Raw genomic sequence first — 17,504 nt, 5'->3', positions numbered from 1 at the left:
GGCCGCTGGCACGTGGTCACGAGGGTGCTCAGGACAGCGAGGAGGATCGCTACGCGGAGCCGCATGCCGGCGATCCTCCCCCGCGCGCCGGGCGGCGTCAATCCGGGGCGTGGGCTCAGCCGAGCGGCATCTCCAGCGACACCTCGTCGAGCCCCACGCCGAGGAAGCGGCGCGGGCGCACCGTGACCGCGATCTGCGCGCCGCCCTCGCCGCGGCCCGCCTTGACGGTGAGCTCGACGCTGGCGGGCGGCGCGCCCTCGAACAGCGCCCAGAGGGCGCCCTCGACGACCGGCTGGACCTCCGCCGGGTCGCTGTCCGGGGGCAGCTTCGAGCAGAGCGCGCGCAGGAACTGGACGACGCGCGCGACGAAGAGCTGATCGACGAGCGAGACGCGCTCGAGGCGCTCGTCCGGCTCGGCCGTCGGGCTGTCGTACGTGAGCTTCTCGGGCGGGACGTAGGCCGTCGGCGCGGCGAGGACGTACACCGCGTCGCTGTTCGGGGCCGACGCGAGCAGGAGCACGCCGCTCTTCGAGAGCTCGCGCTGGGTGTCCGTGGACACGAACGCCTCGGTCGGGATCGCGACGCCCTCGTCGCCCTCGTACGCGCCCTTGACCTCGTGCACCGGCAGGTCCCCGAGCGTGCCGCCGCCCTTCGCGCCCGCGATGCGGCAGGGCCACGCCGTCTCGCGGAAGCTCCCCGCGATCAGCGCGCCGACGACGTACGCCGGCGAGATCCAGACGCGGCCGCCCTCATCGCCGGGCTGCTCGGCGATCGCCGCTTCCCGGATCCGGGAGGTCGACCGGTCGTACGGCGTCCGGCCGAGCACGCGGTTCATCGCGATCGCGACCCACCGCGCGCCGTGCCGCGCTGCAGCCGAGCGCCACGGCGCGCGGTGCGGCGCCCGGAACAGCGCGGCCTTGTTGTCGAGCCGCTCGACGCCGCCGAGATCGTCGACCCCGAGCAGGCGCGCGTCGCCGTTCACCACGGCGGGGAGCGCGTGCGCCTCGGCGACGCGCGCGATCTCCTCGAGCCGCGCGAGCGACGCGGCGCTGCCGTCGATCGCGACGTCCACGATGGCGACCGACGCCGGCGGCTCGGAGCTCGCCGTCTGCGCGAGCACCCGCGCGAGCGCGCCGGCCGCCTCGTCCGGGCGCGCGCTGACGACGTCGAACCGGACGCCCTCCGCCGCCTTCGCGCGCTCCACGAGCAGGCTCAGCCCGCGCCACGCCTCCTCGAGGCGCCGCACCTCGGGGTGCTGCAGGATCGCGCCGAGCTGCGCGCCGATCGCGCGCTCGATCTGCGCGATCGCCTCCGCTGGCCGAGCGGGCTGGCCCGCGCGCGGGCGGGCGCTCGCCGCCACGGTCGCGATGAGCTCCGAGAACCGCCCTGCCTCCGCCGGCTTCTGATCGAGGCTGCCCGGCGTCGCGGGTGGGGGCGCCGGCTCGGCGCCCTCGCCCCCGCCGAGGTCGACCATCGAGAGCAGCGCGTCCACGTCCGAGCCGGGCGCGGGCGCCGGCGCCGCGGGCCGCTCCGCGGCGGGCGCGGAGCGGTCGGGCGAGGCGTCCCGGCGCTCCGGGACGAGGCCCAGGATGTCGCGCACCAGCGGGGAGCCGCCCCAGAGCCGATCGAGCTCGGCGCGCGCCTGGTCGAGCGTGGCCGAGCCGTCGCGCAGCCGATCCAGGACCCGGCGGCCGTCGAGCAGCGAGCGCAGCAGCGGCACCTCGGCGCACAGCGCGTCGGGCCGGAAGCTCTTCAGCCCGGCGGGCGCGAGGTCGACGCGCACCGCCCGGCCCGCCGCGAGCACGCTCGGCACCTCGATCGCGAGCCGTGGCCGGAGCATCGTGAAGAGGTTATCGAAGCGGCTCGCGTCGACGCGGATCGCGCCCGCGGGCGGGCTCGCGCCGGCGTTGTGCGGATCGCGCGGGGTGAGATCGGCGACGACCAGCACGCGCAGCGGGAGCAGCGGCCCCCGCTCCACGGCGCCCCCGTCCTCGCCCACGTGGAACCTGAACTCGTCGCCCAGAACGCCCTTTTCCGTCATGGCCAGCGCAGCATAGGCGTCACCACTCGGCGCGAGAAGCGCTAAGCTCCGCGCGCATGAAGACGGAAGGCGGTCCGCCCTTGAACTTGAACCCTGAACCTCACGCCGCCAGCGATCGCAGGCGCCTCCGCGGGGGCGCCCCGATCCAGATCGGGCTCCTGGGCTGCGGGACGGTCGGCGGCGGCGTCCTGCGCCTCCTGGCCGAGAACTCCGGCTACCTGGCGGAGCGCGCGGGCGTCCCCCTCGTCGTGAAGCGCGTGGTCGTGCGCGACCTCGAGAAGGAGCGCGTTGCCGCCCTGGATCGCGGCGTGCTCACCACGAACCCCGAGGAGGTCGTCGACGACCCCGCGATCGACGTCGTCGTCGAGGTGATGGGCGGCGAGACGCCCGCGCGCGCGTTGATCGAGCGCGCCATCGACCGCGGCAAGGGCGTGGTCACCGCGAACAAGCTGCTGCTCGCCGCCCACGGCCCCGCGCTCCTCGCGCGGGCCTCGGCGCGGCAGGTCGACCTCGCGTTCGAGGGGGCGGTCGGCGGCGGCATCCCGATCATCCGGACGCTCCGGGACGCGTTCGCGAGCGACTGGGTCGAGCGCGTCACCGCGATCCTGAACGGCACCTGCAACTACATCCTCACGCGCATGCGCGACACGGGCGCGTCGTTCGACGCCGCGCTGCGCGAGGCGCAGGCGCTCGGCTACGCCGAGGCCGACCCGTCGCTCGACGTCGACGGCCACGACGCCGCGCACAAGCTCATCGTCCTGGCGATGCTCGCCTTCGGGGCGCAGGTCGACAGCGCCGACGTGCACACCTCCGGGATCCGGAGCATCGAGGAGGCCGATCACCGCTACGCCGATCGGTTCGGCTACACCATCAAGCACCTGGCGATCGGCCGCGACCTCGGCGATTCCATCGAGCTGCGCGTGCACCCCACGCTGATCCCGAAGCAGAGCGTGCTCGCCAACGTCTCCGGCGTGCTCAACGCCGTGCTGCTCGAGGGGCGCGCCGTCGGCCCGTCGCTCGTCTACGGCCGCGGCGCCGGCGACCTGCCGACCGCGGTCAGCGTCGTCTCCGACATCCTCGACGTCGCGCGCTCGATCGCGTCGGGCGTCGCGGGCATGCAGGGCCGCGGCATGTCGATCAAGCCCCGCGCGGTCCGCCCGCTCGGCGAGATCGTCTCCCGGTACTACCTGCGCTTCGCGGTCGAGGACCGGCCCGGCGTCATGGGGCGCCTCGCCGGCACGCTCGGCGACGCGGGCGTCAGCATCGAGCAGATCGTGCAGCAGGGGCCGACGAGCTCGGGCGCGGCGCCCGCGGGCGGGGCGGCCGCTCGCCAGCCCGCGGTGGACGTCGTGCTCATCACGCACGACGCGCGGGAGGGGCTCGTGCGGAACGCGCTCGACGCCATCGCGCGCGAGCAGTTCCTCCGCGAGCCGGTGCACCTGTTCCGCATCGAGGAGCCGTGACGTCCCACGGCGACGCGCCGCTCGGCGTGTTCGACTCGGGCCTCGGCGGCCTCACGGTCGTGCGCGCGCTGCGCAGGCGCTGCCCGGCGGAGGACATCGTCTACCTGGGCGACACGGCGCGGGTCCCGTACGGCACGCGGTCGCCGGAGACGGTCGTCCGCTACGCGCTCGGCTGCGCGCGCGTGCTCATCGGCCGCGGCGTCAAGGCGATCGTCGTCGCGTGCAACACGGTGAGCGCCGTCGCGATCGACATGCTCCGGGTCGAGCTGGATCTGCCCGTCCTCGGGGTCATCCTGCCCGGCGCCCGCGCCGCCGTCGCCGCGTCGCGCGGCGCGACGATAGGCGTGCTCGGGACGGCCGGGACCATCGCGTCCGGCGCCTATCCCCGCGCCGTGGCGTCGCTCAGCACCCGCACCGAGGTCGCCGGCCAGGCGGCCCCGCTGCTCGTCTCGCTGGCGGAGGAAGGGTGGCTCGAGGGCGAGGTCCCGCGGCTCGTCGCGCGGCGGTACCTGGAGCCGCTCATCGGCGCGGGCGCCCGCTCGATCGTGCTCGGGTGCACGCACTTCCCGCTCCTCCGCGCCGCGATCGAGGCCGAGACGGCGTCGCTCGCCGGCGGCCCCCTGCCGATCGTGGACAGCGCCTCGGCGACCGCCGAGGAGGTGGCCTCGTTCCTCGCCGAGCGGGGGCTCGCGACCTCCCGGAGCACGCCGGGCGGCCTCTCGCTCCTCGTCACGGATCTACCGAAGAGCTTCGCCACCGTGGCGGCCAGGTTCCTCGGGGAGCCGGTCGTCGCGGACGGCGCCTTCCGCTCCTCGACCCAGGCTGGCGCCGCTGTCCGCTCTCCGACCCAGGTTGGCGGAGACGCCGCTGGCCGTTCTTCCCCTTTTTCCGCCCAAGGCGTCGACGTGGAGCAGATCGACCTGTAATACGCAGCAAGCTTCGCCCGGGGCTCCGGGCGCGGAGGAGGTTTTCCACACGATGACGCAGCTCAGGTGGCTTTCGGCCGGCGAGTCGCACGGGCCGGAGCTCGTGGCGACCGTCGAGGGTATTCCGGCGGGCATGCCGCTCCTCGCGGAGGACATCGACGAGGATCTGGCGCGTCGCCAGCGCGGCTACGGGCGCGGCGGGCGGATGAAGATCGAGACCGATCGCGTCCGCCTCGTCGCCGGCGTGCGCGGCGGCGAGACGCTCGGCGGCCCCATCGCCATGGTGATCGAGAACCGCGATCACGCGAGCTGGGCCGGGCGGATGGGCCCCGAGCCGTTCCCCGAGCCGCCCGAGGCGCTGACCCGCCCGCGCCCTGGCCACGCGGATCTGGCCGGCGGCCTGAAGTACGCCAGGCGGGACCTGCGCGACGTGCTCGAGCGGGCGAGCGCGCGCGAGACCGCGGCGCGGGTCGCGGTGGGCGGCGTTTGCCGCAAGCTCCTCCGGTCCGTCGGCGTCGAGGTCTTCGCCCACGTCCTGTCGATCGGCCCGGTGGCGTCGCCGACCTCCGCCGCCTCGGGCGGGGGTGAGCTCCCGCTCGCCGAGCTCCGGGAGCGCGCCCGTGCCTCGGATCTCGCGTGCGTCGACGCCGTTGCCGCGCAGGCGATGCGCGACGCCATCCGCGAGGCCGCGCACCGGGGCGACACGCTCGGCGGCGTCTTCGAGGTGATCGCCACGGGCCTGCCGCCCGGGCTCGGGAGCCACGTGCAGTGGGACCGCAAGCTCGACGGACGGCTCGCGCAGGCGCTGATGAGCATCCAGGCGATCAAGGGCGTCGAGATCGGCATCGGCTTCGAGGCCGCGCGCATCTCGGGCTCCGAGGTGCACGACCCCATCGCCTACGATCAGGGGGCGCACGCGTTCACCCGCCCGTCGAACCGCGCCGGCGGCCTCGAGGGCGGCATCACGAACGGCATGCCGCTCATCTGCCGCGCCGCCATGAAGCCGATCGCGACGCTCAAGCGCGCGCTCCCGTCGGTCGACGTGCGCACCAAGGAGCAGTTCGACGCCGCCTTCGAGCGCAGCGACGTCTGCGCCGTCGCGGCCGCCTCGGTCGTCGGCGAGGCGATGGTGGCGATCACGCTCGCCGCCGCCCTGCTCGAGAAATTCGGCGGCGACAGCCTCACGGAGCTCTCGCGCAACGTCGACAGCTACCTCCAGCAGGTCCGCTCTTACTGAAGGCCATGGAACTCCCTTCCGACGCACCTCCGCTCCTGCTCACCGGCTTCATGGGGGCAGGCAAGTCCACCGTGGGCCGCATCGCCGCCGCGCGCACGGGGCTCCCGTTCCTCGATCTCGACGACGCCATCGTCGAGGAGGCCGGCGAGAGCGTCCCGTCGCTCTTCGCCACGCGCGGCGAGGCTGGCTTCCGCGCGCTGGAGGCGGCGACCCTGCGCCGGCTCCTGGCGGCGCGCGGCCCGCGCATCATCGCCCTCGGCGGCGGCGCCCTCGTCGATCCCGCGCTCCGCGCCGAGGCGCTCGAGCGCGGCTGCGTCGTCGCGCTCACCGCCACCCCGCGCACGATCGCCGCGCGCACGCCGAACGGCAACCGCCCGCTCCTCGACGGCGCGCCGGATCGCGAGGCGCGCATCCGGGAGCTCCTGGCCGCGCGCGCCCCCGTCTATGCCGAGGCCCACGCGCGCGTCGTGACCGACGGCGTCTCGCCCGCGGACGTCGCGGCGCGGGTCCTCCGCGCCTACGCGGATCGCCCGCTCTTCGTGCCGCTCGGCGACAAGAGCTACGCGGTGCGCATCGCCTCCGACGGGGCGGCGTCCACGGCGGACGCCATCGCCGCGCTGGCGCCGACGTCCGTCTTCGTCGTCACGGACGAGAACGTGAGCCGCCTCTGGGGCGCGCCGCTGCTCGCCGCGCTCGCGGCGCAGGGGACGCCGGCCGCGGCCGTCACGGTGCTCAAGCCCGGCGAGGAGCACAAGCGGCTCGCGGCCGTCGAGGCGGCGCTGACGGCGATGATCGACGCGGGCGCCGACCGCGGCGCGGTGGTGCTCGCGCACGGCGGGGGTGTGGTGACCGACATCGGCGGGTTCGCTGCGTCCACGCTGCTGCGGGGCGTCCGCTGGGTCGCGGCGCCGACCACGCTCCTCGCGATGGTCGACGCCTCGGTCGGCGGCAAGACGGGGGTCGACCTCGGCCCCGCGAAGAACGCCGTCGGAACGTTCCACCAGCCGTCCGCGGTCGTCGCGAGCCCGGCGGCGCTCGCCACCGAGACCGACCGCGCGTACCGGAGCGGGCTCGCGGAGGTGGTGAAGTCGGCCTGCATCGGCGATCCGGAGCTGCTCACGCTGCTCGAGCGCGAGGCCGACCGCGTCCTCGCGCGCGACCCCGGCCTGCTCGCCGAGATCATCCGCCGCTCGATCGCCGTGAAGGCGGCCATCGTCGCCCGCGACGAGCGCGAGTCGGGCGACCGCGCCCTCCTGAACCTCGGCCACACGCTCGGGCACGCCCTCGAGGCCGAGGGGGGGTTCGTCCGGCTGGCGCACGGCGAGGCGGTGGCGCTCGGCATGGTCGCCATGTTCCGCGTCGGCTGCGCGCTGGGCGTGACCGATCGCGCGGCGGCCGACCGGGCGACCCGCTTGCTCGCGCGGCTCGGCCTGCCCACCCGGATCGAGGACGAGCCGGTCTCCGCCGCGCTGCGCTTCCTGTCGCTCGACAAGAAGCGCCGGGGCTCGTCGGTCCGGACGGTGCTGATGCGGGACATCGGCAGCACGTTCGTGGAGCCGATGCCGCTCGATCGCCTCGCCTCGCTCCTCGAGCGCGCGGCCGCCCCCGCGACCTGACCCTCGGACGCCGAGCGGTGTGCCTGAGACAGCCCTGCTCCGGGCGAAACCCCTGCGTCGGCGCCGCACGCCCTCCTCGCTGAGCGCCTCCGGCGCAGACGGCGCTTGCGCTGTCGGTGAATAAAATCAATGTGTTTCCAACGTTCTTCGGAAAAAAATCCCGGCACACCGCCCGCATCGTCCGCTCCGCGCTATCTTTCTCGGCGCCGATGGTGACCGCGACGAAGAAGAGAATCCTGGTGGTGGAGGACGAGCAGGACACGGCGGCGATGATCGCCCGGTTCCTCGGCGACGAGTTCGACACCGTGGTCGCGACGAACGGGGTCGATGGGCTCGCGCTGGCCCAGCAGGAGCCGCGGCCCGATCTGGTGATCGTGGACATCATGATGCCGAAGCTCGACGGGGTGAGCATGACGAAGCGGCTCCGCGAGCACGAGCCGACGCGCCGGGTGCCGATCATCTTCCTGACCGCCAAGTCGGATCCGATGGACGTCATCGCCGGCATCCAGGCGGGCGCACGCCATTACATCACGAAGCCCTTCGTCCTCGACGATCTCAAGAAAAAGGTCCGCAAAGCCGTCTACGGCCGCTAGAGCGGCGGTCACTCGCTTCGGATACGGGCCCACCTCGACGTTTTCGGTGCTCAGCGCACAGGAGTGCGCTTGCGCGCCGAAAACGTCGATCTGGGCCCGTCTCCTGTGCGAGAGACCGCCGCTCTGCCCCGGCGGACAGCGGGGCGGGGCGGGAACCGCAGCAGGGGGGCCGCGCTGGTCGATGGGGCGAACGGCGAAGAGGCCAAGAGAAGGGGAGTTGGCCGACTGGCGATCTTGGCATCTCCGAGGTCTCGCGCCTCGAGCCGGTCCGTTTCTCGCGTGCTGCGTGGTGCCGCAGGGCAGGAATCCCGATGGTTTCTACCGCCGTCGCGCGCCGGCACCGCGGGCGCTCGCCGTGTGGTCTATGAGGTTCTTCGGAGATCTCGTATCTCCTTTGGGGCTCGGCGCCGGTCGTGCGCGGCGCTGCCAGGAGGTGCCCGCGTCAGCTGCCGCGGTGCGGGACGCTGCAGGCCCTGAACGCTTTCTCGAACAGCTCGAGCGAGCGGGAGATGCTCGAATGCACCCGGCGGATCTCCTCGGCGGAGGTGGTCGCGAGCTTCACGATCTCGAGCGCCTCGCGCGGATGGGCGTCATCGTAGTTCGCATGCGCGGCGAGCCACGTCAGTGACTTGCTCCCCTCGCCATAGAGCTTCGTAAAGCTCGGCAGCACCACGCGAGAACACTCGCCGATGACCCCCTCGATCGCATAGTTCACCGCGCCGACCGCCTCCGCGAGCGAGCCGCGGTAGGACACCGACCAGAGCCACTCGAAGAGCGACGCGATCTCCGGGCTCGGGCGGTGGCTCGTGATGTCGGAGGTGCTGTGCCCGTGCCACGCCGCCCAGTCGAGGTACCAGCGCACGTGCAGCGCCTCGACCCGGATGTTGCCGATGAGCCAGTCTCGCACCAGGGAGTCGCGCGGCGACTGGCCATAGGTCGTCTTGGCGAGGCTGAGCCCCATGTACTTCGGGAACGCCTCGACCACGCAGAAGAACTCCCGGAGGAGCCCCTTCCACATCTCCTGATCGACCGGCTCCGTCATCGTCTGCGCGATCGGCGGCGTGTAGACCGCGGCCTTCCACTGGTCGGCCAGAGATTCGAGCATGTCCTCGACCCAGACCGGGTGCGGCGTCGCCTGAAGGCTGTCCTTGACTTCCTTATGCCGCTGCGAGCGAGGTGACAGCATGAAATTACCTGTAGGGTTGCTGGGTCAATCTGCCTCGTGGCTGCCCGCCGGCCTGCCTCTACCCCACCGAACCCCCGCAGGCTGACCGGTCAGCGGCCGTCAGGAGACAATCCGCAGAGCAGGCACGATGCTGACCCCGAGCGCGAAGGACGAGAGGGGCAGCGCGAGGACCTCACCATGGGAGGCTTCGTGTACATGTGTCCTGCCTGCATCCAGTCTGGATCAAGGTGAAGGAGCAAGTCAATAGGCAAACGATGGCGCCGCCGCAACGACAAGAGGGTCGATCTCGCTCAGGTCGCTCACCATACGACCTCGGAGAGGCACTCCGTCGCGCCGCGAAACCGGCACCGCTGGTGGGTTACCTTGGGGGTGGATGCACCGCACAGGAGGAGCGCCTGCTCGACCCAGCCGCAGACGCCTTCTCCGCAGTTCATCGCGGAGGGCCCCTCGTCGTCCCCGGTCGGGCCTGTGATGGTCAGCACCCACTCCCGCGGCTTCACCATGCGCGGGAAGACCTTCCCGGAGTCGAAGTAGCGCGACCAGAACATTCCAGTCCGGGCGACGATCGTGTCGGGCATGGCGATCGAGAGCGCGAACTTCAACACCGTATTGAGGTCGCGATCCGCGACGTAGCGGGCAAACCGCTTGAGCTCAGCGGTTTGGTCGCTCGCAGTCCGCGCGTGCGTCCGCAAGGCGCGGTTCCAGACGCCGATCGGATACCAGCTGCTCGCGAGCAACGGCTGAGACAGTACGTCCCGGTCTGACTTGGGCAGCGACGTCACCAGGCGCTCCCATGCACCGGCGTCGCGGGTCGTCGTGACGAACGACCGGAGGTTGACCAGCAACGTTCCTTTGCATCTACCGGCGGGGATCGAGGTCTTGGTCTTCGTCTCGTGCGTCTTCATCGCGGCGAACCTACGGCGGGAAGGCCCCGGCGAAGCTGAGCCCGATCGGGGGCGCGGCGCACGTACCCTCGGGCGGGAAACCCTGCCCGGGAGCACATCGTCGGGGTAACTCCAGGAGTCGTGGTTGTACCTTGCAGGGGAGCGTGAGTCGGGCTCGATGGCAAGAGATGATTACGTGGGAGCAGCCGTGCGACACGAGCCGACGTGGCCCTGCGCAGGATCACGCCGGTTGTCCAGCTCTCCTTGCGACCCGAGACGCCAGACCCCCGCGACCGCCGCAGACGTCAGCGCGCGCAATGGTGTGATGCGCATTACGTGATTTCGCGCCGCGCTCGTCGGTCGTCGTGGCCGTCGGCGGGCGCTCGTCGCGGTGACGGGGGCTCGTCGCGGCGACGGGCGCTCGCGGCGGGGGGGCTGCGCGTCGCCTGCGGAGGTGCTGCGCGTCGCCTGCGGAGGGGCTGCGCCTGGCAGTTGCCGTCCTCCCCGAACCTCGGTACCCCTACGCCCATGAGCGAACCCACCACGGGCCGGCCCGCCGCCGGCCACGCGGAGCCCGAGCTGCCGCACATCGACGTCGCCGAGCGGGGGGCGCCGCGCGACGGCCGGCCGCAGGTCATCGACGGCCGGCTGTTCATGCAGCTGCTCGTGTTCCATTGCCCCGGCGACGCCGATCCGGCGGAGCTGACCCGCGCAGCCGGCCAGGCGCTCGCGTCGCAGCGCGTCGGCGCCGTCGTCTACGAGGACATCAACGATCCGCGCGGGATCGCCGTGCTCACGTGGGCGGAGGACCCCGCCGTCTTCGTCCAGACCGTCCGCCCGGCGCTCAACCGCAGCGAGCTCCGGGCCCTTTCGCTTCGCCCCGATTTCACCATGCTGGGGCGCACGTACTCGACCGGCTACGAGCAGGATCTCGACTTCTGGCTGCTCCGGCGCCCGGCGGAGACCGTCTTGAACCCCGCCTGGCCGTGGGCGGTGTGGTATCCGCTCCGCCGCAGCGGCACGTTCTCCAAGCTCGAGGGGCGCGAGCAAGGGAGCATCCTGCGCGAGCACGGCACCATCGGCAGGGCCTACGGCGCCCAGGACCTCGCCCACGACATCCGCCTCGCGTGCCACGGCCTCGACGCCCGCGACAACGAGTTCGTGATCGGGCTCGTCGGCAAGGAGCTCCACCCGCTCTCCCACATCGTGCAGACGATGCGGAAGACCCGCCAGACCTCGGAGTTCATCAGCCAGATGGGCCCGTTCTTCGTCGGCCGCGCCGCCTTCCGCAGCCCGGGCGGCTGACGGGGCCGCTCCCCTCAGCCGATGCCGGCGAGGCTCGAGAACGCCAGGGCCAGGGCGTCGAGCCGCACCGCCGCGCGGGCCTCTGCGTCGCCCAGCGGCTCGTCCGCGGCGACCTCCTCGCGCACGTCGAAGTAGAACTTGATCTTCGGCTCCGTCCCGCTCGGGCGGGCGATGAGCCGGCTCCCGTCGTCGAGCTCGTACACGAGCACGTTGCTCGGAGGCAGCACGAGCGGCTCGACGAGGCCGTCGCTCGTGGTGCGCGTGCGCGCCTCGAAATCGCGCCACGCCACCACGGGGACGCCGCCGATCGCGGCCGGCGGCCTCTTCCTCAGCGCGTCCATGATCGCCGCGATCTTCTCGAGGCCGTCGACGCCGCGCAGGGTGTACGAGCGCTGCCCGCTCATGTAGAGGCCGTACTTGCGGGCGATCGCCTGGAGCTCGTCGAGCAGGGTCCTGCCCTCGGCCTTGCGCACCGCCGCGAGCTCGGCGACCAGCGCCGCGGCGCTGATGCCGTCCTTGTCGCGCACGACCGGGCCGACGGTGTAGCCGAGCGCCTCCTCGAAGCCGAACACGAAGCGGGCGCCGGTCGAGCGCTCGATGTCCATCGCCCGGTTGGCGATCCACTTGAACCCGGTCAGGGTCTCCTCGTAGTGGACCCCGAGCGCCGAGGCGATGACGCCGAGCATCGGGGTCGAGACGCACGACGCCAGCACGAGCCGGCGCTCGTCCGCGCCCTGCGCGCGCCCCTCGGTGAGCAGGTAATGGCCGAGGAGCACGCCGACCTGGTTGCCCGTGAGCTGCACGTACTCGCCGTCAGGGCGCCTCACCGCCACGGCGAGCCGGTCGACGTCGGGATCGTTGGCGAGGACGAGGTCGGCGCCCTCCCGCTTCGCGAGGGCGAACGCCAGGTCCATGGCGCCCTTCTCCTCGGGGTTCGGGAACGCGACCGTGGGGAACGCGCCGTCCGGCTCGGCCTGCTCGGGCACGCTCGCCACGCGCGTGAAGCCGGCCTCGCCGAGCGCGTGGCGGACCAGGCGATCGCCGACGCCGTGAAGCGGCGTGTACACGATGCAGAGGTCGCGATCCCCGTCGCTCCGCACCGCGAGGCCGCGGATCGCGCCGAGGTAGGTCCGCTCCAGCTCCTCGGGGAAGTCGCGCACCAGCCCGAGCCTCCTCGCCTCGTCGAGGGGCATGCGGGGGACCTCATCCGCCGGCGGCGAGGCGTCGATCGCCGTCGCGATGCCGGTGTCGTGGGGTGGGATGATCTGCGCGGCGTTGTCCCAGTACACCTTGAAGCCGTTGTACTCGGGCGGGTTGTGGCTCGCCGTCACCATCACGCCCGCGGCCGCGCCGAGGTGGCCGACCGCGAACGCGACGATCGGCGTGGGGCAGGGGACGGGCGAGAGGTGGCTCGGGATGCCCGCGGCGGCGAGGGCGCAGGCGGTGTCCTCCGCGAACTCTCGGCTCATCCGGCGGCCGTCGTAGCCGATCACGACGCCGGCGCTCCGCGCCTTGTCGCCGATCGCTTCGAGGAGGTGACGGGCGAGCCCCGCGGTCGTGCGGAGGATGACGGCGCGGTTCATCCGGCTCTCGCCGGCCCCGAGGACGCCGCGGAGGCCCGCGGTGCCGAACTCCAGCGGGCCGGCGAAGCGCTCGGCGAGCTCGGCGCGGACGCCGTCCTCGCCCGCCCTGGCCGCGTCGATGAGCCGGCGCAGCTCGCTCTGGGTCTCCGGATCGGGGTCGTGGGCAAGCCAGCGTTCGGCGGGCTCGAGGACGAAGTCGTGGCTCACGCCTGGTATTTAGTTCATGCCGGCCGTGGTTTGCACCACGAGCGCGCGATTCGGCGCGGCGGCAGCGCGGGCGGCGACCGCCGCGCGCCGGCCCGCCGGTCCGCCGCCGACGTGGCCGGCGGCTCCCGGCCAGCTCGTAGCGCTCAGCCCGCTCGGCCGGGCGTCATCCGGCCTTCTTGCCGGCGGCGAGCGCCTCGGCGAAGCGCGTGTCGTACTGTCCGCTGCGGAAATCACCGTCCTGCAGGATCTGGCGGAGGAACGCGAGGTTGGTCGCGGCGGGCCCGGCCGGACCGGTGAGCTCGATCGTCGTTTCGGCGAGCGCCTGGTCGAGGCGAGCGATCGCCTCATCGCGGGTCGGGCCGTGGGCGACGATCTTGGCGAGCAGCGGGTCGTAGAACGGCGTCACCTCGAGCCCCTCGGCGACGCCGGTCTCGATCCGCAGGTCGTCGCCGGCGGCCGGCCAGCGGAGCGCGGTGATGCGGCCGGGCTGGGGGGCGAACTTCTTCGCCGGATCCTCCGCGTAGAGGCGCGCCTCGACGGCGTGGCCGCGGTAGGTGTGGCCCCGGACCTCCGGCGCGAGCGGCTCGCCCGACGCGATGCGGATCTGGTGCTCGACCAGGTCGAGCCCGGTGCACATCTCCGTGACGCAGTGCTCGACCTGGAGCCGCGCGTTGACCTCCAGGAAGAAGAGCTCGCCGCTCTCCGCAGCGACGAACTCGACGGTGCCCGCGCCGACGTAGCCGGCGGCCGTCACGACCCGGAGGGCGCTGTCGTGGAGCTCCTTCCGGCGGACCTCGCCCGCCGCTCCCTGGAAGAACGCGGCCGGCGACGGGGTCTCCTCGACGATCTTCTGGTGCCGGCGCTGCGCGCTGCACTCGCGCTCGCCGAGCGCGACGGCGCCGCCCTGCCCGTCGCAGAGCACCTGCACCTCGATGTGGCGCGGGCGCTCGATGTACCGCTCCATGTACACGCGCGGGTCCCCGAACGCCGCGCGGCCGCGGTCGGAGCACGCGGTGAGGGCGCGCGACAGCTTGCCTGGATCGGTGACGATCTGCATGCCGATGCCGCCGCCGCCGCCCGCGGCCTTGACGAGCAGCGGGAAGCCGATGCTCTCGGCGGCGCGCTGGGCGGCCTCGACGTCGGCGGGGTCGACCGGACCGCCCGTGCCCGGCGGCGGGAACACGCCGGCCCCGCGCGCGTGATCCCGCGCGAGGATCTTGTCGCCGAACGCGTGGAGCACCGCGGGCGGCGGGCCGATGAACGTGACGCCGGCCGCGACGACGGCCTCGGCGAAGGCCTGGTTCTCGCTGAGCAGCCCGTACCCGGGGTGGATGCCGTCGGCGCCCGTCGCGCGGGCCGCCTCGACGATCGCATGAATGACCAGGTAGCTGTCCCGGACCGGCGGCGGCCCGATGCGCACCGCCTCGTCGGCCATCGCGATGTGCGGCGCGCTCGCGTCCGCGTCGGAGTACACGGCGACCGTCGCGATCCCGAGCCGTTTGCAGGTCCGGAGGACGCGGCAGGCGATCTCTCCACGGTTGGCGACGAGGATCTTCTTCAACACGGCCGACAGCTACGCCCCCGCGAGGCGGCGCGTCAAGACGCCCGCTGCAGGCAGCGCTCGCTCGCGCGCTCCCGGCAGGCCGGCGCGCGCGCTCAGCCGAGCGCTCGCCGCACCTTCGGCTTGGCCCCGAGCAGCACGAGCTGCCCGCAGGCCGCCGAGACGTCATCGCCGCGCCGGCGGCGAACGAAGCAGGAGTATCCCGCCTGGGTGAGCACCTCCTGGAACGCCGCAACGCGCTCCTGGGCCGGCGGGCCCAGCGAGGAGGCCTCGATCGGGTTCATCGGGATGAGGTTGATCTTCACCGGGAGCCCGCGCAGGAGCTTCGCCAGCCGCCGCGCCTCGGCGGGATCGTCGTTCTGCCCGGCGACGAGCGTGTATTCGATGGTGATGCGCCGGCGCCGCGGCAGCGGGTAAGCGCGCAGCGCCGCGAGCAGCTCGTCGAGCGGGTGCTTGCGGTTGATGGGCATCAGCGCCGAGCGCGTCTCGTCGTCCGCGGCGTGCAGCGAGATCGCCAGCGCGATCTGCCCGCCAAAATCCGCTCCGAGCCGCGCGATCTCGGGCACGAGGCCCGACGTGGACACCGTGACCCGCCGCGTCGAGAGGTTGATCCCTTCCGGGTGCGTGAGCAGGCGCAACGAGCGAGCGGTCGCTTCGTAGTTGTGGAGCGGCTCGCCCATGCCCATGTACACGACGTTGCGGAGCTCCTCGCCCTCCTCGAGCATCGCCCGCCCGAGGAGCACCTGGCCCGCGATCTCCTCGGCCCCGAGGTGGCGCTTGAGCCCTGCCACGCCGCTCGCGCAGAAGCCGCACCCCATGGCGCAGCCGACCTGCGTCGAGATGCACTGGGTGACGCGGACGCGCGGCGCGGCGCCCGCCTCCGCGGCCGCATCGTCGTCCTCGTCGTCATCGAGCGCCGCCGCCGCGTCGGCGTCGAGCTGCGCCTGCGAGCCGGGGCCCGACACCGACGGGAGCAGGACCGTCTCGATGGTCGCGCCGTCGCGGAGGCGCAGGAGCAGCTTGCGCGTGCCGTCCTCGGAGCGATGAACCCGCTCGGGCGTCAGCACCTCGCCCAGCCCCTCCGCGGCGAGGTGCTCGCGCAGCCGCGCCGGGAGGTTCGTCATCGCGGCCGGATCGAGGACGCCGCGGCGATGGATCCACTGGAATACCTGCTTCGCCGTGAACGACCGCTCTCCGCGGGCAGCCAGCGAGGCCGACCACTCTTCAGGCAGCCGGGCGACGGGGTGAAGCGGCGTGGAGCGCACCTGCCTGGCCTACTGCGCGCCGCCCCCAGCGGCAAGGGGAGCAGTAGGCCAGGCGCCAAAGCGTCAGCCGCTCTGGCTCTCCACCTGGGACGCCGTGAGCTGCCCGTCGCGCTCGCGGCGCGCGCGCGTCCGGCTGGCGGCCTCGAGCACCTCGCGGGTGTAGCGCTCGAACGCCTCGGCCCGGTGCATCGCGGTGTGCTCGGCGAAGACGCGCTGCCTCGCCCGCTGGCCCACCGTGAGGCGCTTGTCCTCCTTCATCTCCCTGAGCTTCCGGAGCACGTCCTCCGGCGAGCGCACGAGCAGGATCTCCTCGCCGGGCTGGAAGAACGTCTCGATACCCGGCCAGGTGTCGCTCAGGACAGGGGTCCCGCACGCGGCCGCCTCGAACAGGCGCGCGCTCGGCGACCACCCGGACTCCACCATCGCACGGCGGGTCAGGTTCAGCGTGAAGCGCTGGGAGTTGTAGAAGATGCGGTGCTCGTCCGGCGGGAGGTGCTCCGTCCGGGAGACGTTCTCCGGCCACGCGAGCGACGCCGGGTACTGCGCGCCCGCCACCGCGAAGCGCCCGCGGCGCATGCGCCGCGCCGGCTCGAGGAGGAGCCGCTCGACGGCCGCCTGCCGGTCGTCGCTGTAGGTCCCGAGGTAGCCGAGATCCCAGCGCATCGGCGCCGGCTGGGGGTGGTACACGTCGGTGTCCGCCGAGCAGTAGAGCGCCCGCGCGCGCACCGCGCCGTGGCTGCGCTCCAGCCGCTCCAGCGTCGGGCCCCCCGTCGCCGACAGATAGAGATCATACCGCGGGATCAGCGCCGGCGTCAGGTACGCGTGATCCCCGTGCGCCAGCCGGCCCAGCGTGACGGGGGTGTCCAGATCGTAGAACGCGGCCTTTCCGCGGGCCTCTTCCGTGATCCATGCCCCGACCGTCGCCCCTTCCGGTACGAAGGAGCCGACGATCACGAGATCGGCTTCGCGCACGGCGCGTGAGAATCTATCGCGGAGCTCGGTAATGCTCGAGTACTGCTCGGTCGTGCCATAAGGCGGGTTGGGCAGGTCGCGGTGCTGATCGTAGATGGGGAGGTTCCGCTCCAGAAAGAGCATCCGGTGGCCGCGCGACGCGAGCGCCCGGAGGAGCGCTCTGTACGTCGTGGCGTGGCCGTTGCCCCACGAAGACGTGATGGAGAGCCCCAGGAAGACATAGCGGTAGGTAGTTGTCGTCATAGCGTGGTGGCGGCGGCAAGGGTTGAGAGATCCCAGACGGCGTGCCGGCCCGCAATGCGCCGGTCCCGAGGTACACCGCGGCGGCCCCGGAGAGGCGAAAGACGCCTCGCGGACACCTGCGCAACGTGCGCAACGTGCGTAACATGCGCAAAACGAGCGGCACGCCGATCCAGTTGCCCTGGCGCCGCGCGAGAGGGCGCGGCGACGAGCGCACCCGGGATTAACATGCGTGCTCACCCTCTGCAATGCTGTGAGATGCAGTTTCTTGATCGAAGGTGCGTATTCTTCATCAGACGCCAGGCGGTAAGGCCCGTCCTTTTCCCGTGACGACGAAGCGCGCGAAATCGCCTCTTGCTCGGGGATAACGCGGCTCGTTCGGGTAAAGCACCCGACGGCAACCGTCCTCGCATCGCAGAGGAACC

The 17,504-nt window shown here is 72.8% G+C and carries 13 protein-coding genes; 6 read left to right on the top strand and 7 right to left on the bottom strand.

Translation table 11 applies throughout. The annotated features are described in order from the left end of the window. Positions 1 to 115 precede the first annotated feature (115 nt). A complete protein-coding gene (locus tag WMF34_RS24925) occupies positions 116 to 2,041 on the bottom strand; it encodes a type VI secretion system contractile sheath domain-containing protein (protein WP_437989331.1) in 1,926 nt (641 codons plus the stop codon). Positions 2,042 to 2,121: 80 nt separating this feature from the next. On the opposite strand from WMF34_RS24925, the gene WMF34_RS24920 reads away from it, so the two are divergent. The 5 genes from WMF34_RS24920 (at position 2,122) to WMF34_RS24900 (ending at position 7,876) form a co-directional block, all read left to right on the top strand. Beyond that, positions 2,122 to 3,504: a homoserine dehydrogenase gene (locus tag WMF34_RS24920; RefSeq protein WP_231864236.1), complete on the top strand. Its 1,383-nt coding sequence runs from the start codon at positions 2,122 to 2,124 to the stop codon at positions 3,502 to 3,504. After that, entirely contained in the window at positions 3,501 to 4,430 is a 930-nt protein-coding gene (gene murI / locus WMF34_RS24915; protein ID WP_437989330.1) for a glutamate racemase, read from the top strand. The genes WMF34_RS24920 and murI overlap by 4 nt, the downstream gene beginning before the upstream one ends. Positions 4,431 to 4,482: 52 nt before the next feature. Then, positions 4,483 to 5,667 carry a chorismate synthase gene (aroC, locus tag WMF34_RS24910; protein ID WP_437989329.1) on the top strand — a complete coding sequence of 395 codons (1,185 nt, stop codon included), beginning with the start codon at positions 4,483 to 4,485 and terminating at the stop codon, positions 5,665 to 5,667. A gap of 5 nt (positions 5,668 to 5,672) precedes the next feature. Next, positions 5,673 to 7,283: a 3-dehydroquinate synthase gene (aroB, locus tag WMF34_RS24905; protein WP_437989328.1), complete on the top strand. Its 1,611-nt coding sequence runs from the start codon at positions 5,673 to 5,675 to the stop codon at positions 7,281 to 7,283. Between the two features lie 209 nt (positions 7,284 to 7,492). Then, positions 7,493 to 7,876: a response regulator transcription factor gene (locus WMF34_RS24900; protein WP_044965703.1), complete on the top strand. Its 384-nt coding sequence runs from the start codon at positions 7,493 to 7,495 to the stop codon at positions 7,874 to 7,876. A 442-nt stretch (positions 7,877 to 8,318) separates the two neighbouring features. Here WMF34_RS24900 and WMF34_RS24895 read toward each other — a convergent pair whose 3' ends face one another. Next, positions 8,319 to 9,062, bottom strand: coding sequence for a TenA family transcriptional regulator (locus WMF34_RS24895; RefSeq protein WP_012237472.1), 744 nt, complete (start codon positions 9,060 to 9,062; stop codon positions 8,319 to 8,321). A 299-nt stretch (positions 9,063 to 9,361) separates the two neighbouring features. After that, positions 9,362 to 9,967 carry a hypothetical protein gene (locus tag WMF34_RS24890; protein ID WP_012237471.1) on the bottom strand — a complete coding sequence of 202 codons (606 nt, stop codon included), beginning with the start codon at positions 9,965 to 9,967 and terminating at the stop codon, positions 9,362 to 9,364. A 507-nt stretch (positions 9,968 to 10,474) separates the two neighbouring features. Between WMF34_RS24890 and WMF34_RS24885 the strand changes: the two genes are divergently transcribed. Further along, positions 10,475 to 11,251: a chlorite dismutase family protein gene (locus WMF34_RS24885; RefSeq protein WP_437989327.1), complete on the top strand. Its 777-nt coding sequence runs from the start codon at positions 10,475 to 10,477 to the stop codon at positions 11,249 to 11,251. A gap of 14 nt (positions 11,252 to 11,265) precedes the next feature. Here WMF34_RS24885 and WMF34_RS24880 read toward each other — a convergent pair whose 3' ends face one another. The 4 genes from WMF34_RS24880 to WMF34_RS24865 all read right to left on the bottom strand — a co-directional run bounded on the left by WMF34_RS24880 (position 11,266) and on the right by WMF34_RS24865 (position 17,082). Next, a complete protein-coding gene (locus WMF34_RS24880) occupies positions 11,266 to 13,041 on the bottom strand; it encodes a phospho-sugar mutase (RefSeq protein WP_437989326.1) in 1,776 nt (591 codons plus the stop codon). Positions 13,042 to 13,204: 163 nt separating this feature from the next. Next, positions 13,205 to 14,605 (bottom strand): acetyl-CoA carboxylase biotin carboxylase subunit, encoded by a 1,401-nt coding sequence (locus WMF34_RS24875; RefSeq protein WP_437989325.1) that lies wholly within the window; start codon positions 14,603 to 14,605, stop codon positions 13,205 to 13,207. Positions 14,606 to 14,697: 92 nt separating this feature from the next. After that, positions 14,698 to 15,867: a 23S rRNA (adenine(2503)-C(2))-methyltransferase RlmN gene (rlmN, locus tag WMF34_RS24870; protein WP_012237467.1), complete on the bottom strand. Its 1,170-nt coding sequence runs from the start codon at positions 15,865 to 15,867 to the stop codon at positions 14,698 to 14,700. 63 nt (positions 15,868 to 15,930) lie between these two features. Next, a complete protein-coding gene (locus WMF34_RS24865; RefSeq protein WP_012237466.1) occupies positions 15,931 to 17,082 on the bottom strand; it encodes a CgeB family protein in 1,152 nt (383 codons plus the stop codon). Between the last annotated feature and the right edge of the window lie 422 nt (positions 17,083 to 17,504).

Origin of the sequence: Sorangium sp. So ce145, from assembly GCF_051525985.1 — a bacterium.
GTDB classification, from domain to species: Bacteria; Myxococcota_A; Polyangia; order Polyangiales; family Polyangiaceae; genus Sorangium; species Sorangium cellulosum_B.
The sequence above is the reverse complement of the archived record's forward strand: the minus strand, read 5'-3'. Positions and strand labels throughout refer to the sequence as shown.